At 35.2% G+C, this 18,315-nt stretch carries 14 protein-coding genes; 3 read left to right on the forward strand and 11 right to left on the reverse strand.

Going from position 1 to position 18,315, the window contains the following annotated elements:
- Nucleotides 1-140 precede the first annotated feature (140 nt).
- On the forward strand, nt 141-1,160 hold the full coding sequence (add, locus tag EKM77_RS03685) for an adenosine deaminase (RefSeq protein ID WP_125592721.1): 1,020 nt from the start codon (nt 141-143) through the stop codon (nt 1,158-1,160).
- A 35-nt stretch (nt 1,161-1,195) separates the two neighbouring features.
- On the opposite strand, the gene EKM77_RS03690 is transcribed toward add, so the two are convergent.
- From EKM77_RS03690 to EKM77_RS03715, 6 genes are all read right to left on the reverse strand, one after another.
- The gene (locus EKM77_RS03690; RefSeq protein WP_125592682.1) at nt 1,196-3,130 is read right to left on the reverse strand and encodes an elongation factor G; all 1,935 of its coding nucleotides are present in this window, start codon (nt 3,128-3,130) and stop codon (nt 1,196-1,198) included.
- A 10-nt stretch (nt 3,131-3,140) separates the two neighbouring features.
- A complete protein-coding gene (locus EKM77_RS03695) occupies nt 3,141-4,721 on the reverse strand; it encodes a cation:proton antiporter (RefSeq protein ID WP_125592683.1) in 1,581 nt (526 codons plus the stop codon).
- A 287-nt stretch (nt 4,722-5,008) separates the two neighbouring features.
- Complete coding sequence (locus EKM77_RS03700) at nt 5,009-6,160, reverse strand: mannitol-1-phosphate 5-dehydrogenase (protein WP_125592684.1); 1,152 nt, start codon at nt 6,158-6,160, stop codon at nt 5,009-5,011.
- Between the two features lies 1 nt (nt 6,161).
- Nucleotides 6,162-6,605 (reverse strand): PTS sugar transporter subunit IIA, encoded by a 444-nt coding sequence (locus EKM77_RS03705; protein ID WP_125592685.1) that lies wholly within the window; start codon nt 6,603-6,605, stop codon nt 6,162-6,164.
- A gap of 4 nt (nt 6,606-6,609) precedes the next feature.
- Nucleotides 6,610-8,688 (reverse strand): BglG family transcription antiterminator, encoded by a 2,079-nt coding sequence (locus tag EKM77_RS03710; RefSeq protein WP_125592686.1) that lies wholly within the window; start codon nt 8,686-8,688, stop codon nt 6,610-6,612.
- A 20-nt stretch (nt 8,689-8,708) separates the two neighbouring features.
- Nucleotides 8,709-10,544, reverse strand: a complete 1,836-nt coding sequence (locus tag EKM77_RS03715; protein ID WP_125592687.1) for a PTS mannitol transporter subunit IICBA — start codon at nt 10,542-10,544, stop codon at nt 8,709-8,711.
- A 213-nt stretch (nt 10,545-10,757) separates the two neighbouring features.
- Between EKM77_RS03715 and nagB the strand changes: the two genes are divergently transcribed.
- Nucleotides 10,758-11,489 (forward strand): glucosamine-6-phosphate deaminase, encoded by a 732-nt coding sequence (gene nagB, locus EKM77_RS03720; RefSeq protein WP_125592688.1) that lies wholly within the window; start codon nt 10,758-10,760, stop codon nt 11,487-11,489.
- 289 nt (nt 11,490-11,778) lie between these two features.
- Here the strand turns inward: nagB and rhaD are convergent, their stop codons facing one another.
- From rhaD to EKM77_RS03745, 5 genes are read right to left on the reverse strand one after another with little or no spacing between them, the layout of a single operon-like run.
- Entirely contained in the window at nt 11,779-12,609 is an 831-nt protein-coding gene (rhaD, locus tag EKM77_RS03725; RefSeq protein WP_125592689.1) for a rhamnulose-1-phosphate aldolase, read from the reverse strand.
- 36 nt (nt 12,610-12,645) lie between these two features.
- Nucleotides 12,646-13,911, reverse strand: coding sequence for an L-rhamnose isomerase (locus tag EKM77_RS03730; protein WP_125592690.1), 1,266 nt, complete (start codon nt 13,909-13,911; stop codon nt 12,646-12,648).
- A gap of 18 nt (nt 13,912-13,929) precedes the next feature.
- Nucleotides 13,930-14,244 (reverse strand): L-rhamnose mutarotase, encoded by a 315-nt coding sequence (rhaM, locus tag EKM77_RS03735; RefSeq protein ID WP_125592691.1) that lies wholly within the window; start codon nt 14,242-14,244, stop codon nt 13,930-13,932.
- Entirely contained in the window at nt 14,241-15,713 is a 1,473-nt protein-coding gene (rhaB, locus tag EKM77_RS03740) for a rhamnulokinase (RefSeq protein WP_125592692.1), read from the reverse strand. The genes rhaM and rhaB overlap by 4 nt, the downstream gene beginning before the upstream one ends.
- Before the next feature lie 3 nt (nt 15,714-15,716).
- On the reverse strand, nt 15,717-17,030 hold the full coding sequence (locus EKM77_RS03745; protein WP_125592693.1) for an MFS transporter: 1,314 nt from the start codon (nt 17,028-17,030) through the stop codon (nt 15,717-15,719).
- A gap of 134 nt (nt 17,031-17,164) precedes the next feature.
- Between EKM77_RS03745 and EKM77_RS03750 the strand changes: the two genes are divergently transcribed.
- Nucleotides 17,165-18,139 (forward strand): AraC family transcriptional regulator, encoded by a 975-nt coding sequence (locus EKM77_RS03750; RefSeq protein WP_125592694.1) that lies wholly within the window; start codon nt 17,165-17,167, stop codon nt 18,137-18,139.
- Nucleotides 18,140-18,315: the final 176 nt, after the last annotated feature.

An 18,315-nucleotide genomic window follows, 5' to 3' on the forward strand; every position in this document is an offset into this window, starting at 1 on the left:
GTAAAATACGATTAATTTGAGATATATATTATTCTATTGTTCGTGTTTTATAATAATTTAATTAGTTAAATTCATTGATTAAAGTCTAATTTCATATTATTCTTAACATTAAATAATTTAAAAGGAGTCTTCCCTTGACCATAAAAGAAGTTACATCTAATTTTGTTTTTGGACTACCTAAAGCAGAACTACACGTTCATCTAGAAGGTACACTTGAACCAGAATTAAAGCTTTCACTAGCACAAAAGAATCAAATTAATATCGGTTTTGAAACAATTCAAGATATTCGTAAAACGTATAACTATAATTCTCTGTCATCATTCTTAGATGTTTACTATTCTGGGATGTCAGTCTTACAAACTGAAGGAGATTTTTACCGTCTTGCTATGGAATACTTTAAGAAGGCTAAAGAGAATAATGTCAGACACGTTGAAGCCTTTTTTGATCCTCAAGCACATTTAACTCGGGGAATTAACTTTGATACATTTATCAATGGATATTATCGAGCATGTCAAGATGCGAAAGCATTAAACGTTGATGCGCATTTAATTATGTGTTTTTTAAGAGATATGCCCGCTCAATCAGCTAATGAAGTTTTATTGATGGCCCAACATCATCGTGAAAAAATACTTGGTGTTGGCTTAGATTCGGATGAACACCACAATCCCCCTTTAAAATTTGCATATCCATTTAGTAACGCAATTGCTCAAGGTTATCACACTACCATGCACGCAGATGTTGATCAAGTCGATTCTATTGAACATATCAAACAAGCTCTGGAAATCATTAATGTCGAGCGAATAGATCATGGAACTAATATCGTTGAAAATGATGATTTGGTAGATTTAGTTAAGAAAACACAATTAGGATTAACTGCTTGTCCATTATCTAATAAGTTCATTTCTGATGACTATAAAGGAAAAGAAATCTTAGAATTGTTAGATCAAGATATAAAAATTTCAATAAACTCAGATGATCCAGCCTACTTCGGCGGTTATATTAGTGATAATTATTTGGCATTGGCTAAAAATTATGAATTAACAGTTGAAGATGTCATTGAATTTGCTAAAAACTCCTTTAAAACCTCATGGATAAGTCCGGTTCAAAAGAATATCTATTTAAATGAAATTGATGACTATCTTGAAAATTATCAAGCATAAAAAATAGTTCAGTAATCACAAAACGGATTACTGAACTATTTTTTTGTGCTCTCTAAATACGGAAAGTGCGCCATGTTAGGAACATCATCCCAATAAACTGGATATCCAGCACCATGCGCACAAAATACCGAACCTGGAGTGTTTTCTAAATCAGAAACAGGATCATAATTAAACGATTCCACAATTTTCTTCTCATTATGACAAGGTTGATATCCTGCAATAGAACAATCCAATTGACCTTGACCGTGCGTATATGAATTAACTTCTTGAGTGTATCCTCTCATTGCAGCTACTGGAGCACTTCCAGATAGAACCACCTTTTCCGTTCCAATTGGAGGTTCAAATTTTCCGTGCATCCGTTGAATATCGCTCATTGCACGCCCCACTTGATCTGAAGGCACAGCTAATCTGAATCTATACCAAGGCTCTAATAATTGACATTTATTTTCTCTTTTTGCCATCATTAAACCTTGTCTGACAGCTCTCCAAGTAGCTTCCCTAAAATCTCCACCTACGGAATGAACGATACTTGCTTTACCGCCAACTAAGGTTATCTTCATATCAGTTATGGGTGAACCTGTTAAAACACCTAAATGTTTTTTAGAAGCCAAATTAGTTAATACTTGATGCTGCCAATTACTTTCTAAAACTTCCAAACTACAATTGCTATCAAAAATTAAACCACTACCCTTTGGACCAGGTTGAAGAAGTAAATGTACTTCAGCATAGTGTCGCAAAGGTTCAAAATGTCCTACTCCCTCAATATCACCAGTTATCGTTTCCTTATATAAAATACTTCCGGGACCAAAGCTGATTTTTAAGCCAAATCGATTTAACATCAATTGTTCCAAAACTTCAAGCTGAACTTCTCCCATTATTTGGACACTAATTTCCTGTAATTGTTCCGACCATGATACGTGCAATTGCGAATCTTCGTCTTCCAACTCTCTAAGAGCGGTCAAACATTCATGAATATCATTACCCATTGTTTCTAATGAATAATTCAAAACAGGTTGGATCTCAGGTTTTATAGTATCTACTTCAATTCCAAGACCTTGACCAGGCCTAGTATTTGTCAAACCAGCAATAGCACAAACATCACCTGACATAACTTTTTGAACTAAAGTATATTTATCTCCATTATAAATTCGCAATTGATTAGCCTTTTGACCATTTAAGACAATCGCTTTATTATGTAAAACTCCGCCGGTAACTCGAATCCAAGTTAAACGTTCTCCTTTTTCGTCATGTGAAATCTTAAAAATACGAGCTCCAAACTCACTTGAATAATCTTTTTCATTCGTCAATTCTTCAAGCCCATTCATAAATTCTTTAATCCCATTTAGTTTTAAGGCTGAACCAAAGTAACAAGGAAAAACTTTTCTTTGTGAGATGAGGTTTTTTAGGTCAGATTCTTCAACTGTTCCAGAATCCAAGAATTTTTCTAATACGGCATCGTCTTGCATGGCAATTTCTTCATATGATTCGTCTGAAATTTTTTCATTAAATTCAACGCAACCTTGAGATAGCTCATTTTTTAACTGTTTCAAAACTTCCTGCTTATCGACTCCAATTGCATCCATTTTATTAACGAAAATAAACGTTGGTATTTGATAATGTTTTAATAGACGCCAAAGGGTTCTTGTATAACCTTGAATACCATCAGTTGCTGAAACAACTAAAATTGCATAGTCTAAAACACTTAAAACTTGTTCAGTTTGCGATGCAAAATCGATGTGTCCTGGTGTATCCAGCAAGGTTAATTCTAAATTTTTAAACTCTAAACTGGCTTGATGTGAAAAAATAGTGATCCCACGCTGCTTTTCTAATTTATCGGTATCTAAAAAAGCATCCCCATTATCAACTCGACCTAATTGTCGTAAATTACCAGCGCAATAAAGCAAACTTTCTGATAAAGTGGTTTTCCCAGCATCAACATGGGCAACTATACCAGCCACAATATGTTTCATTTTAATACCTCTATTCCTCATATGAATCTAAAACTAATGACTCTGATATTAATAATTCACTATAAACATCATAAATATATTTAGCTTTATCTAAAGCTGTTCCATCGACTAATTCATACAAATACTTACGTTCTTCTTCAAAAGCATTCATTAAAATCTGTCGTTCCTCAACTGCTTGAAAACCAGTAAAGACATAGCGCTTACTATTTACGCCTAACCATTGTGACAAAAATTGTCTCAAAGTAGTATTTCTATTCTGATCCAATAAATCAAAAGTAACACTCTCTTTAACTGCTGGGGAAATTTGTAAACCGGCAACATATTCAATGCCGACATTGACCATTTTTTCTCTTATTAACTTCTTATTCATTCGCAGGTCGTCTTCATTTTGAACCGGATCCAAGATAAATTTAAAAAGGATCGTTGGCGTCAGCATACTAAAGACGATCACAACTGTTTCTGTTAATAAAATCAAATTAAATAAATGAGTTGAAATACCTTGTCCAACTAGTGAGAACACCAAAGCTAAGGTGACCGCTCCATGTACGCCACCTAGTGAAAAACTAATTGCTTCCATTTTGTCATATCTAGTTATAAATCTAGCGTACAAATAGCGTACCATTAATGAGACTAGATAGATGGTAAGTCCGATCCATAACCATTCGAGCGTACTAGTTAATTCAGGTTTCTCCTCGATCACGATACGCATTAGAGATAATCCTAAAATAACAAACACAAAGCCATTCATTGTATCTCCAAAAAAAACGACTATTTGATTGAAGAAGCTTAGGTAGCGCGGACTAGAAAAACGACTTCGACTCATTTCACCATTAAATATCAACCCAGCACTGACAACCGCAATTATCCCAGAAAGTCTCAATTCTTCAGCCGCAAAATAAATCAAAATTGGAGTTGCAAAGTAAATGATCACATGTGAATAAGTCACATTGAATCGTGTTCTAATAATCATCTGACGACAAATCATAATTATAAACGCTACTATTATCCCAATAAGAGCGCCACCAATTGCCGTTAAAATGAAAACTCCGAAGTTTCTCGCATAAGATAAATGACCGGTTTTGAACCAAATCACCCCAGCCTGCAAAAGAATAATGCCTGAAGCATCATTAAATAAAGATTCCATCTTTAAAACAATTTCACTTCTTCTAGGCATCTTACGTCCTTCACTAACAGAATCCATCGCTGTGGCATCTGTTGGTGTGCTTATGGCAATTAAGATCAATGCAAAAGGCAATGTCAGACTAAACAATTGGCTAATTGCAAACAGTCCTGCAATAGCAGATATCAATGCTAAGACAACTGCCGTTCCAATGATTGACTTTATTTTTCTTCTCACCAGAATACTTCTAGTTTTTTGTCCCTCTAAAAATAGTAATGGAGCAATTATAAAAGCCATGAAAAATTCAAAATCAAATTTCAAAATATATCCATTTATTAAAGGAATAGCCGCAAAAACTATTCCAACAAGCAGACTAATATAAGTTTTAGAAATTGAACTAACAAATTTTGCTAGAAAATTACTCAGTGCTACCGCAATCAAAATCACGATAGTGGATATATACATTTCCATAACTATCTTTCCCCCAAAAACTAAAGAAGGGTGTTTGACGTAAGTCTCACCCCCATTTTGTATTACTATTTTTATTTATTGAAACGCGTGACATAAGGCAGAGACCTCCGCTTATCTACGAACATCGAACAATTGAAAGTACACAATTATTCGATGTTCTAGGATATGCTCGGTCTCTAAACGCCTTATGTCACGCTCTGTCTATCAATCATTTTTGAGATTATATTAACTATTTAATTTTGTCAATTGATAAGTAAAAAGCCACCTAAAAAGGTGACTTTTTAAACTTATTTATTAATTTTTGCTTCATATGATGCAAGAATTTCATTAACTAGATCTTCATCTTTAAGACCAGTTACTTTCTTAATTACATCGATAGCTTTATCTTCTTTAAGCATTTTTTGTAATTCAACACTTTCTGAATCTTTTTCTTCATCAAATGTCAAAATCATACCTACTGTATCTAGTAAAACACTGTAATCTAATGAACGTTCTTTTAGTTCACGGATTGGACGAATAAATCTTTCATCAAAGCCTAATTTACGAATTGGTGTACGACCAACTCTTAAAATATCATCAGAAATATATTTATTTTCAAAACGGCTAAGAATCTTATCTTGATATGCTTTATGTTCTGCAGGATCAAAGTTCCACTTGTGGATCAATAAGTCACCAGTTTCTTTAAGGGCACCTTTAACTTGTTTAAGGACCTTCTCATCAGCAATAGCATCACCAATTGTCTTATAACCAAGGTATTCACCAGTATATGCAACTGTAGCATGCCCTGTATTAACAGAGAACAATTTACGTTCGATATATGGTTCTAGATCTTTAACATAAACAACTGTATCAAGTTTAATTGCTGGATTCTTCATTTGTGATTCATCAACGACCCATTCCTTGAATGGTTCAACAGAAACTGCCAATGGATCCTCATGATGTTGAATAGGAACGATACGATCAACAGCAGCATTAGGGAAGCCAATATATTCGTCAGCAAACTTCTTATCGTCATCTGACAAATGTTTGTATACTTCACCCTTTAGAAATTGGCTACCACCGATCATGTTTTCACATGCGATAACGTCCAAAGTCTTTTCATTACCATTAGCTTTACGTGCACTAATACCGTCAGCAATCAAACCGGCAATAAATGGCAAAATCTTAGGGCCAATGGCTGTTGTAACCATGTCAGTATTTTCAATAGCAGAAACAACCTTTTCAGGATTATCCTTGTTATTAATACCGTCTACGTTAGAAACATGAATCTTCTTTTTGCCTTCAGCGGCTAATTCAATATCATATTCTTTTCTATCATTTAAGGCATCAATGATTGTTGAATTAACATCAACAAAGTGAATGTCAAATCCATTAGATGCTAAAGTTTCACCAATGAAACCTCTACCAATATTACCTGCTCCAAAATGTACTGCGTTCATCCTAATCAACTTCCTTTAATAGATTAATTACTTCTTCTGGTGATTGAGCATCTGCTAATTTTTCGACATTAGCAATATCACTACAAAATAGTGCGATTGATGACAACAATTGTAAATGCTCACCATTTAATCCTGCAATACCAAATACTACTGTAACTAGCTTTTCGTCAGCTGGATCTTCACTAAAGTCAACACCCATTGGATATTGAACGATTGAAATTCCAGTTTTCTTAATAAACTGCTTACCATTTTCGGTACCATGTGGAATAGCAATAAAGTTACCCATATAAACTGATACATCTTTATTACGGTCGATCATTGAATCAATATATCCTGGTTCAACATAACCATTATCAACTAATAATTGTCCAGCTTGTTTAATGGCATCTTCTTTTGTCTTTGCTTCTTGATTTAGTTTGATGAGATTTTCATCTAAAGCCTTCATCGTTTCACTTCCAATCCTTTTGTTTGATTACATCTAAAAATAATTTAGATACTAATTCTTTTAATTCATTAGTATTACCGTTTTGATAAACCTTCAAATTACTTTCACTATCAATGATCGAACTGGAAATACTTCCCATTAACTCAACACTAAAATCATTCATTTCTCTCGGTGCCAACATGAAAAAACATTTTTTCAAATTCATTGCCTTATGATCCATTCCCTTAATAACAATTGAATTAGACAATTCGTAAATCGAGAAAAATGGTTCAATAATAGTCTCATTAGTTGTATGGACTAAACCCATACCTGTATTGGGAAGTCCCACTGGGGCTCGCTTCATTCTTTGATAAAGAGCGGTTGCTACTTTATCAGCATCTAAAACAAACTCCGGTCGTAATCTTCTTGATAGTAGTAACAACGTTTGTTGTAAATTGTAATCACGGTTATCAATTTTTTTTACTTCGATATGATTCAATAACTTTTTGGCTATCTTTAATTCATCATAAAGATTATTCAACTTACTTATCGGATCATTTGAATCACTCGTAATAGTAAGTCCCCTCTTGACTTCTATTGCACCAAATTGATCACTTAAATAATCTTTGATTTCTTTGATTTCATTTTGCAAAAGCAATGGCGAAATGACTTTATATGGATACTTAAACCCAGGTAAGAAAATCGTTGAAAGTATCAGATCATATTGCTTCAAATCTAATTTACTCAATTCCGCAACTCTAGAAACTTTATAATTACTAATTTCAGGTACGGTCTTTTTTAAACGACTCTCTAAAACTCTGGCAGTTCCAATACCATTCGCACAAACAACTAAGGCACTGATAATTTTATCTTGTCTTTGTTGTTCAAAAGCAGAAGCAAAATGAATCAATACGTAGGCTGCTTCACTACTGGACAATCGATCATTAAATACGCTTTTTAAACTATTCTGTACCTTTTCAAACAATTGAGGATAATTACTAATAACATTTTTCAAAACGGGATTATTTATCTCTGGTAACTGAGAGATCTGTCGTTTTAAAGCGGATCCAATGTGTGCCATTAAATCGTTAAACAACGTATCATCCGTTTTAAAGTCATACCCAAAACTATCTGAAACTTGTTTGATCAAACTTCTAACCTGATAGGAAAGTTGAAGATCATAATCGTCAAGCAAGACATTATTTGAAATGGAAAAACTCATTCCTTGAATCTGTTGTGCCATAAATTCTAATTCCATTAACGAAATTCTATCTCTGATCGTTTCATTAAACTGACTAAAAAGTTCAATTGCAACATGTTGATATTTAAACAAATTGCTCTGATCAATGTGGTTTAGATGAGTGATAACTTTTTTATCTTCAATTCTCTTAGCCGAAACAGCCAATATAATAATCAGCTGTTTTAATTGGCTATCGGAGAAATTTGAAAAATCAGTTTTAATTCGACTTTGGATAGCCGTGTTAGCTTGTTTGACCAATTCAAAATCTAGTAAATTGATAAAATACTGTGAAGTTGTGATCGATTCAAGCGCGGTTTCGTTAGTGAGAAATTCAAAGAACTCATACTCATTGATTTCACTAGAAAGGATTCCACTTATAACTCGACGAATATTACTTTCTTTTCCGATTACTTCAATACCTTTGGCCTTAATTCGGGATATTTCTACCTGATAATCGTTAAATATTCCTTCAATCACTTTAAGATCCTGGGTAATAGTTGAGACACTGACCTCAAACTCTTCAGCTAATGATCCGATGGTAACTATTTCATTCACAGTCAACAACTTGCAGGCTAAAGCACTTTGACGTGTCTCGACTGAAGTTATTGTTGCTTGATTATTTGGTTTGACCAACATGAAATTTAGTTCTTCAAAACTGTCTTTACTGCCGACTAAACGATAACTACCATCTTCTTTAGTTAAACTAATAGCTAAATGAGCTAAACTTGTTTCCAAACTTGATAATTCACGATAAATCGTTCGACGACTTACATGAATATTTTTCATTAAATCAGCGATCCCTAACCCATTAGGATTCTTTAGTAAAAGTAATGATATTTCCGATTCTCTACTTGATAGATTCATCCTTTTTCGTCCTTGCAGAATTATTTAAGTTCTGCAATAAGTTTATCATACTCAGGAGCATCCATTAGATTGTCAACAACAAGAACCTGAACATTCTTGAACGATAATTTGATACGTTTTGCTGTATCACGACTAGCGATTACAAGAACATTTTCTTCATCATCAACTTCTCCAACTGATAGATGTTGAACTTTAATATCTGATACTCCGGACTTCTTCATATTATCTTTGAACAATGAACGTCCCATTGTAGCAGAACCAACATTTTGATCATGGTGAATGAAGTCGATTACTTTAATTTTTGAAACATCAATATCTTGAATATTACTCTCTTCAGTTGTTTCTTTCTTATCTTGTTTTGTTTCACTAGGTGCGTCAGTTGTTCCAGAAACTTCCTTAGTCTTTAATCCTGTAACAATTTCATCATACTTAGGTGAATTTAAGAAGTTTTCAACAGCGACGTGAACGGCTGAAGGTGTCTTTTGAAGGGCACGACTTGCCAATTCATCTTGTGTAACGACCAACAATCCTGGTTCATCTTTCAAACTATTGATTGCTGTATTTGTAACTGATAAGTCCAAACCAGCTTTTTTAACTTTATCTCTAAGAATTGAAGCACCCATTGCTGATGAACCCATTCCGGCATCACAGGCAAAAATAATGTGGTTAACTTCGTTAGCTGTTGAAAGAATGGCACGAGCATCTTCAGTAGAAGCAGCAGTTGCTTCTGATGAAGTTCCCTTAGCTGATCCTTTCATATTTGCCATTTTAGCTTGGCTAGCTTCAAGATCTGTATCTTCTGATTTATCACGTTTTAGAATAACCATTGAAACTAAGAATGAAACTGCTGTAGCAACAGCAACACCACTTAATACCGCGATATAATTTCCTAATCCCTTAGGAGTCATTAGAAGAATTGAAATGATAGAACCTGGTGAAGGTGAAGCCTTCAAACCTGCTCCCAATAGGTTGAACATGAATGTACCTGAAACACCACCAGCGATAACTGATAGGAACAATGCAGGTTTCATCAATACATATGGGAAGTAAATTTCATGAATACCACCAAAGAAGTGGATAATTGCGGCACCAGAAGCACTACTCTTGGCACTACCTTTACCAAAGAACATAAAGGCTAACAATACACCAAGACCTGGACCTGGATCTGGTTCAAGCAAGAATAGAATTGATTTACCAGCTTCTGCTGATGCTTGAATACCTAATGGTGTTAAAATACCTTGATTAATAGCATTATTTAAGAACAAAATCTTAGCTGGTTCAATGAAGACATTAGCTAGTGGAATAAGATTACGTTTGATAATCCAATCAACACCTACAGCTAATGCTGCGGAAAGTCCTGAAACAACTGGACCGATTCCAAAGAATCCGATGATAGCTAACAACATACCTAAGATACCGGCTGAGAAGTTATTAACAAGCATTTCGAATCCTTGTTTAGTTCTAGGTTGAGCCCATGCATCAAATTTCTTAATACACCAACCACCTAAAGGTCCCATAATCATAGCACCAATAAACATAGGAATATTAGTACCAACAATGACACCCATTGTTGCAATAGCACCAACGACACCACCACGATGTTCGTCAACCATGCTACCACCTGTAAAAGCAATTAATAATGGCAATAAATATGTAACCATTGGCGTGATCATTTTTGCCAATTGGGCATTAGGTAGCCACCCTGAATCCATAAATAAGGCTGTAATAAGTCCCCAGGCAATGAATGCACCGATGTTTGGCATAACCATTCCTGAAAGCTTACTACCTAGACGTTGAACCTTCGTTTTAATAGAAGTTTTTTCTTTTTTTGCGTCTGTTTTTGAAACTGCCTCCATATTTTTAACACTCCTTCCAAGCACTTAAAACGCTTACAAGAAATATTGTATGCGTTTGCTAAAATTCCATCAACGATAGCTTTGGCACAAAAATCTATGACAAAATCTGGTCTATACAATTTTCTTGTAAATTCTTGACAGATGGACTTAAAAACAACTATAATTGGACTATACCAAACAAGAGGTATAATTCTGAAGGGAGTAACATATATAATGAAAGTTATTGTTACAAGTAATAAAGAAATTGCCGGTAAAGAGGCATTCAAACTTATTAAATCAGCTATGGATGATGGTGCTAAAGTTCTTGGATTAGCTACTGGTAGTACACCAATTCCTATGTATAAGGAAATGATTGCCAGCGATGTTGATTTTTCAAATATGACATCAGTTAACCTTGACGAATATGTTGGTCTTGCACCAGAAGATCCACAAAGCTACCGTTACTTCATGCAATCAAACCTATTTGATAAGAAACCATTTGCTGAAACATTTGTTCCAAATGGTAAGGCAGAAGATCCTGAAGAAGAAACAAAACGTTACAACAAAGTTATTGCCGACCATCCTATTGACCTTCAAGTTCTTGGTTTAGGTCGTAACGGTCACATTGGTTTTAACGAACCAGGTTCACCATTTGACGTTGAAACAAGAAAAGTTCAATTAACAGAATCAACTATCGAAGCAAATTCAAGAAACTTTGAAAATGAAAATGATGTACCTCGTTACGCATACTCAATGGGTATTGGTTCAATCCTAAAGAGTAAGAAGATCGTTTTAATGGCATTTGGTAAAGAAAAAGCCGACGCCGTTAAGGGAATGATCGAAGGAAAAGTTACAAACGACTGCCCTGCATCAGTTCTTCAAACAAAAGATGACGTTACAGTTATCGTTGACGCAGATGCTGCTAGCGAATTAAGTGATTCATCAATCGACGAAAAAATTAACTAGTTTTTACTATTATATGTAGAGAGTGGAACAAAACATGTTCAGCTTTCGAGCATTAAGGCGAATGGCTCCAGTAATCTGATTTTAGATTACTGGAGCCATTCGTTTTAAGCGGAAAAAGCTATGTTTTGTTCCACGTTTATGCTGCATATTTCGAGACAAAATAGTTTTGTCCCAGACTCATTCGTTTTACCCTAATTTTTACTTTCAAATATGACACTATGATATTATATATAATAGTAAGCATATAAAAAAAGAGCTATGCCTCACGGCATGGCTCTTAATTTTATACTTACTTAACTTTGTCCATTGACAAGAACTTAGGATTTGGTGTAACGCCAAATGATTTAGCTAAATCTCTTAGGTCATCGTCTGTAATTTCTTGTTTGATGTCTCCACCTTGGCTTTGGATAGTTGTGTAGATCAATGCTGCCTTCTCAACAGTTTCAATCAATCCATAAACTTCATCCATACTATCGCCGCAGCCGAAGATACCATGATGTGGCCACATAACAACTCTGAATTCATTCATCTTATCAGCAGTTGCTTGTCCGATTTCGTTTGTACCAGGTGTCATATAAGGGATGATACCAACACCTTCTGGGAAGACAACCAATGATTCGGCTTGCATCTTCCACAATAACTTACTAATTTCTTTTTCATCCAAATTACGAGTAAATGATAGTGCAACCCAGTTTGTTGGATGACAGTGCATAACAACTCTTTGATCTGAATCAACTTTTTGTCTTGTAATATGTGTCATCAAATGTGCAGGGAATTCACTAGTTGGTTGTCCACCATCGTTGAAGCCCCATAGTAAGTCTACGGAATTTCCTTCATTGGTAATTTTAACCAAACCTGTATCTCTCTCTGGATAATTGTGAACATTCTTGAAATAACGACCTGTACCAGTAACCAAATAATATTGTCCAGCTAGAGGGGTTGCATCAAATTTAATAGGAATGTTTCTAATAACCTTGTTGAGGTCATCAAATTGATCTACTTCGTCTTGTGTTAAACGAAGACTGACATTACCACCGTTTCTTTCGTCCCAGCCATGTTTATATAATTCGTTAGTGATTTCGGACATTTTTTCTACATACTTTGAATTCTTAAATTCCATTATTTTGCTTCCCTTCTGAAGATGAACTAATTAATTTTAGTTACGTTTGAATTGAACGTCTTTTTCATATTGATGAATATTGTCTAGCCAATCGTTACCAACTGGTACATCGTTACGTAGACAGAATTCGTCCCAAACAGCACCAAATGGATATGATTTAAGCTCTTCTGTTTCAACCAATCTTGTTGTAAAGTCGTAGTTTAATTCGGCTTTCTTCAATTGTTCGATTGGTTCAAGCATACCTTGTAACAAGGCCTTTTGTGTAGCACGTGCACCAACAACCCAAGCAGCAACACGGTTGATTGTAGCATCAAAGAAGTCAAGACCAATATTTGTCTTGTCAAGTTCATTATCACGAACTAATGAACGAGCAATTCTTACAAGTGCTTCATCAAAGATAACAACGTGGTCACTATCCCAACGAACAGGACGTGAAACGTGTAACATCAAACCTTTACCAAATGGTAGGAAGGCTGAGAACTTATCAGAAACATCTTCTGTTGGATGCCAGTGTCCAGCATCAATTGTCCATAACTTGTTTCTTGTCAAAGCATAGTTGTTGTAGAACAAATGTGAACCAACAGTATATGATTCAATACCAGTACCGAATAGTTTACCTTCAAAGGCTTCGATAGTGTTCTTTTCATCATATTCTTTCTTGTCGATTTCATCCAATGATTCGATTAGACGAAGACGTGGTGTAGCTTTATCAACAGGATTATCCTTAAAGCCATCTGGAATCCACAAGTTATTAACTGATTGTTGACCTAATTCTTTACCAAAGTAGTTAGCAACGGCACGAGTTCTCTTACCATGTTCGATCCAGAAATCACGGATATCTTTATCAGGACTTGCTAATGTAAAGTTATGTTTTACCTTTGGATGTGAGAAGAATGTACCATTCATATCCAAACCAATCTTTTCTTTCTTAGCCCAGTCTACCCAATAACTGAAGTCTTCTGGTTCGATTTCATCGAGATCCTTCTTCTTGTCAGTTACGGCATAGATAGCGTGCATTTGAACCTTATGTGATCCAGGGATAAGTGAAAGAGCTTCACTCAAATCACCAGATAATTCATCAGGTGTACGTGCAATACCAGGATAGTTACCACTTACACCAATACCACCAGTTAATTCTTGACCTGGGAATAAGAATCCATGAATATCATCGCCTTGCCAGCAATGTACAGATAATTTAACTTTGTTTAATTGTTTGATAGCTGCTTCGGTATCAACACCGATTTCAGCGTATCGTTCTTTAGCTACTTTGTATGCGCTTTCAACTTCTTCAGACTTAACCATCAAAAATTCCTCCTAATATTAATCTAAATGAAACATCTCGTCTAAATCTACAGTTACAGGGCTCTTATCAGGATTTGTATCCATCAAAGGCTCCATGTATGCCCACCATTTCTTGGCAGCATCCGTTTTGGCAATATCATTATATTTTTCAACATTGTCGACCTCAAGATAAGCAAACAACATACCATCATCTTTATTCAAAAAGATTGAATAGTTGTGTGCTCCGGCTTCCTTCAAAGCCTTACGCATTTCTGGAAATAGATTATTGTGTCTCTTTTGGTATTCAGCATAAGAATCCTTATGCAAATACATTATTTGACCCATTCTTTTCATTGAACTGTATCTCTCCCTTCAGTGTTTAAAAAATCTTGATACTCATGGAGCGTGTTACCGTATTTATTTGTTTCAGGCTTGAAAGTCTTAACAGGATATGAATCTCTGATAACCTTTCTACCTTCAGCAATATTGTTGATGTCGTTCTTTGTAATCATTTGAACCATCAAATTACCGATGGCTGTTGCTTCGCCTGGTCCAGCGTAAACTGTAATGTTTGACAATGTACTTGTTAATTGGTTAAGTAGCGCAACATTTGATCCACCACCAACAATATTTAATGCATCCAATTCGTAGCCTAAAATCCTATTTAGTTCTTGTATTTCATTTGCGTAATACAAGGCTAAGTTGGAATAGACTGCCATTGTCAACTCACCAGGAGTTTCAGGAACTTTTTCATTGTGTTCTTTACAATAATCCTGAATTTCTTTAGTCATATTCTCAGGATTTGCGAAACGATCGTCGTTAACATTAATGAATTGTTCGAATGGACTGACTTTTTCAGCCATTGAAGCTAATTCACTAAAGCTATACTTATCATCGAATTCGTGTTTTAAGTTTTGAACCATCCAAAGTCCCATGATGTTCTTTAGGAAACGGTATGTACCATAGGCACCCCATTCGTTTGTATAATTACCTTGGAATGCCAATTCACCGTTTTCAGGGACATTCAATTCTGTACCTAGTAATGACCAAGTACCTGAACTCAAGAATGCCCAATGATCGCCTTCACCAGGAGTACCCAAGACAGCTGATGCTGTATCGTGAGTAGCAACTGTAATTACTTCTGTTTCAGGCAAGTCATAAATGGTGTGCCACTTATGACGAATCTTACCTAAGATTGTTCCTGATTCTACCAATCTAGGGAATTGATCTTGTTGAACATGAACTTTGTCCAATAAGTTGTTATCAAAGAGTCCCTCACGAAGATTAAGCATTTGTGTAGTAGAAGCATTTGTTACTTCTGTTACTGCATTGCCAGTCAAGACATACCCGATATAATCAGGTATCATCATAATCTTGTCAGTCTTTGCAAGTTCTTCTCTATTTTCTGTATAAAGTTGATATAAAGTATTGAAGTTAAGGAATTGAATACCTGTCTTCTTATAGATGTAACTCTTTGGAAGATCAGATGTTAATTCTTCCATAGCATCCTTTGTTCTAGCATCACGATAACTAATTGGATCTTCGACCTTTTTACCGTCCATGCCGACCAAAACATAATCGACGGCCCAAGTATCGATACCTAATTGAACGTCATCATATCCAGCTTTTTTAATTTTTTCCAAGCCAACGAAGATTTCATTCATAATTGACTCGATGTTCCAGCGATCATGACCGTTTTCTTTAGTAAAGCCATTCTTAAAACGATGCATTTCTTTTAATTGAAGCTTGCCACCATCTAAGGTTCCAAGCATCAAGCGACCACTTGAAGCACCAATATCAACAGCTACATAAGCTTTGCTCATTGATTAAACCTCCTGTCCACTTGTGGAATCATCAGAATCTGTTGCAGATCCATCAGCATTTCCATATCTCTCTTTAGAAATTTCTTCCAATGATTTTCCTCTTGTTTGTGGAGTCCAGATTGTACCAATTACTAGAGAAATTAGTAGTAGAACAATCATGAATGTACCGGCGGCCTTGAATCCCATTGTTGATAGGATAGTTGGGAAAATAATTGACCAAATACCAGCAGATGCACGAACAACGAAGAACATAACACCTTGTGATCCAGCACGATACTTAGTTGGGAACAACTCTGTTGCCCACAATGCGTACCAAGCTTGAGCACCGATACCAGCTGAAACACCCCAGATAATAACGAACAACCAAAGGCTAGTCCAGTTCATACCAGCAAATGTCAAGATGATCCATGAAGCTGCGGCCATTGCTGCACCAACAAAGAAGAAGATTCTATGGTTAGCTTTATCACCGTATTTAGCAAAGCCAAAGTATGTTGCTAAGGCTGTAAATACCCAAAGTACGGCTTGTAATAAGTTAGCTTGTAGGTTTGTTAAACCACCAGCTGTTTCGTATACGTATGGCATGAAGAATCCCATAGCACCAGCTACAAGGTTCCAGAACATATATACACCTGTTAGGAATAATAGCGATTTAATATTAATTACATTTGAAAATAGTTCTTTATATGGATGTGGTTTTTCGCCACTAAGTTTCTCTTTAGCTTTTTGCTCTTCCCAATCTTTTGATTCGTCCAGATTTCTCTGCAAGCTCCAAGCAATGAAGGCAACTACGGCCAAGATAGCAAATAGAATTCTGTTACCTAATAAGCCAAGTGGTGCAAAGATAACACCTAATGTAAAGATAAGTGCTGGTCCCATTGACCAAGCAAATTGCGAAATACCAATGTTTCTGGCACGATCTGTATCTTCAGATGTTTCTGAAATGTAAGTCCAACTTGCAGGAACACCAGCACCAACAGCGATACCAGTTACAATAAATCCAGCTAATAACATTGGAAAGTTAACTGAAAATGTTACTATAAGTGCACCAAGTAAATATATAATCATATCGTAAGTATAAATAACCTTACGACCATATTTATCTGATAAATGTCCACCGATCAACGCACCAATCGCTGATCCAAAGGCATTGGCACTCAATGCACCAAGTAAACCAACTTCAAAACTACTTAATCCAAACTCATGAGTCCATAAAGTCAAACCACTAGCACCGGCAACAATACAACCGGAATCTAGGAAGTTAGTTAACGATACGGCCATCGTTGACTTTAAAGATCCCTTTCCACTTGAATCACTCATAACTACACCTCACCCCGAATTAATTTTGAGAAAACGTTCACATGTTGTTACAAGTTCTAATTTACAGTGAACGCTTACATTCTTAAATGTCATTAGCACAGTTTATTAGTGACAAAATCACAGGGGGTAACTTTATGAATCCGCGTACAATCGCACGTTTAAAGCAACATGAGTTGATTGAAAATCGTCAGTTAAAAACTGGCAAACACGTAGACGATATTCCGAATAGAGCGGTAAAACACTCTGATTCTAACGATGAATTCAGAATCCTGAATAATTATTTTTTTAGAAATCGAAATATTTATATTAGTAAACACAGTAGATTTGCGGAGTATCCAGAACACACACATCAATTTTTAGAAATGAACTATATGTTAAGCGGTGAGTGTGATCAAGTAGTTAATGGAAAGAAGGTACATCTAAACAAGGGTGACCTACTATTAATAGATGTTGGCTGTGCTCATTCTATTTCCCGACTGGGAGAAGATGATATTTTAATAAATCTCCTATTTAGGGATCAGTCTATAAACATTAATTTCTTGAGTGGTATGAGAAAAAGTAATTCTTTGGTATACAACTTCTTATTAAATCGTGTATCTGGTGGTGGAAAGGAAACTCCAAAGTATCTAATTTTTAGAAGCGAACATAGTCAAGATATTAAAATGACAATGGAACAAATAATTGAAGAATATTATGAGAAAAGAGAATTCTCAGACACTATTCTTCAGGCGTATCTTTCTATATTATTAGTGAAACTCGTACGTAATTATCACGTCAACGCTCCTGAAGGCAGTAGCGCCAAGCAAAAACTGATCATTAATATCCTAAAAGATATCTCAAAAGATTATCGAAATATCTCTTTGGGCACTTTGGCAGCTAAGTATAAATATAATAAAAATTATTTAAGTAATGTTATAAAAAAAGAAACTGGCGATTCTTTTAAAGATTTATTAACAAAACAACGATTGATCCAAGCTCATACTTTGATCACTTCAACTACCCTCCCTATAGAGGAAATAGTTGAAAAAATCGGCATGAAAAATAAGACTCATTTCTATAAAAAGTACAAAGAGTTTTACCAAAGAATGCCTGGTGATGATCGAAAATAATAATTATTTAATTGCTTTTTAAAATATTTTGTGAAATACTTATCGATGAGAAAACGTTCACGGTTATTTAGAAATAAATAAAAGTGAGGAATTTACACATATGAAAATTAAAGCTGCTGTAGTTGATAAAGTTAATGATCCATTCGTTATTAAAGATGACGTTGAACTAGCCGACC

Origin of the sequence: Companilactobacillus baiquanensis (assembly GCF_003946605.1) — a bacterium.
In the GTDB taxonomy this organism is placed as follows: domain Bacteria; phylum Bacillota; class Bacilli; order Lactobacillales; family Lactobacillaceae; genus Companilactobacillus; species Companilactobacillus baiquanensis.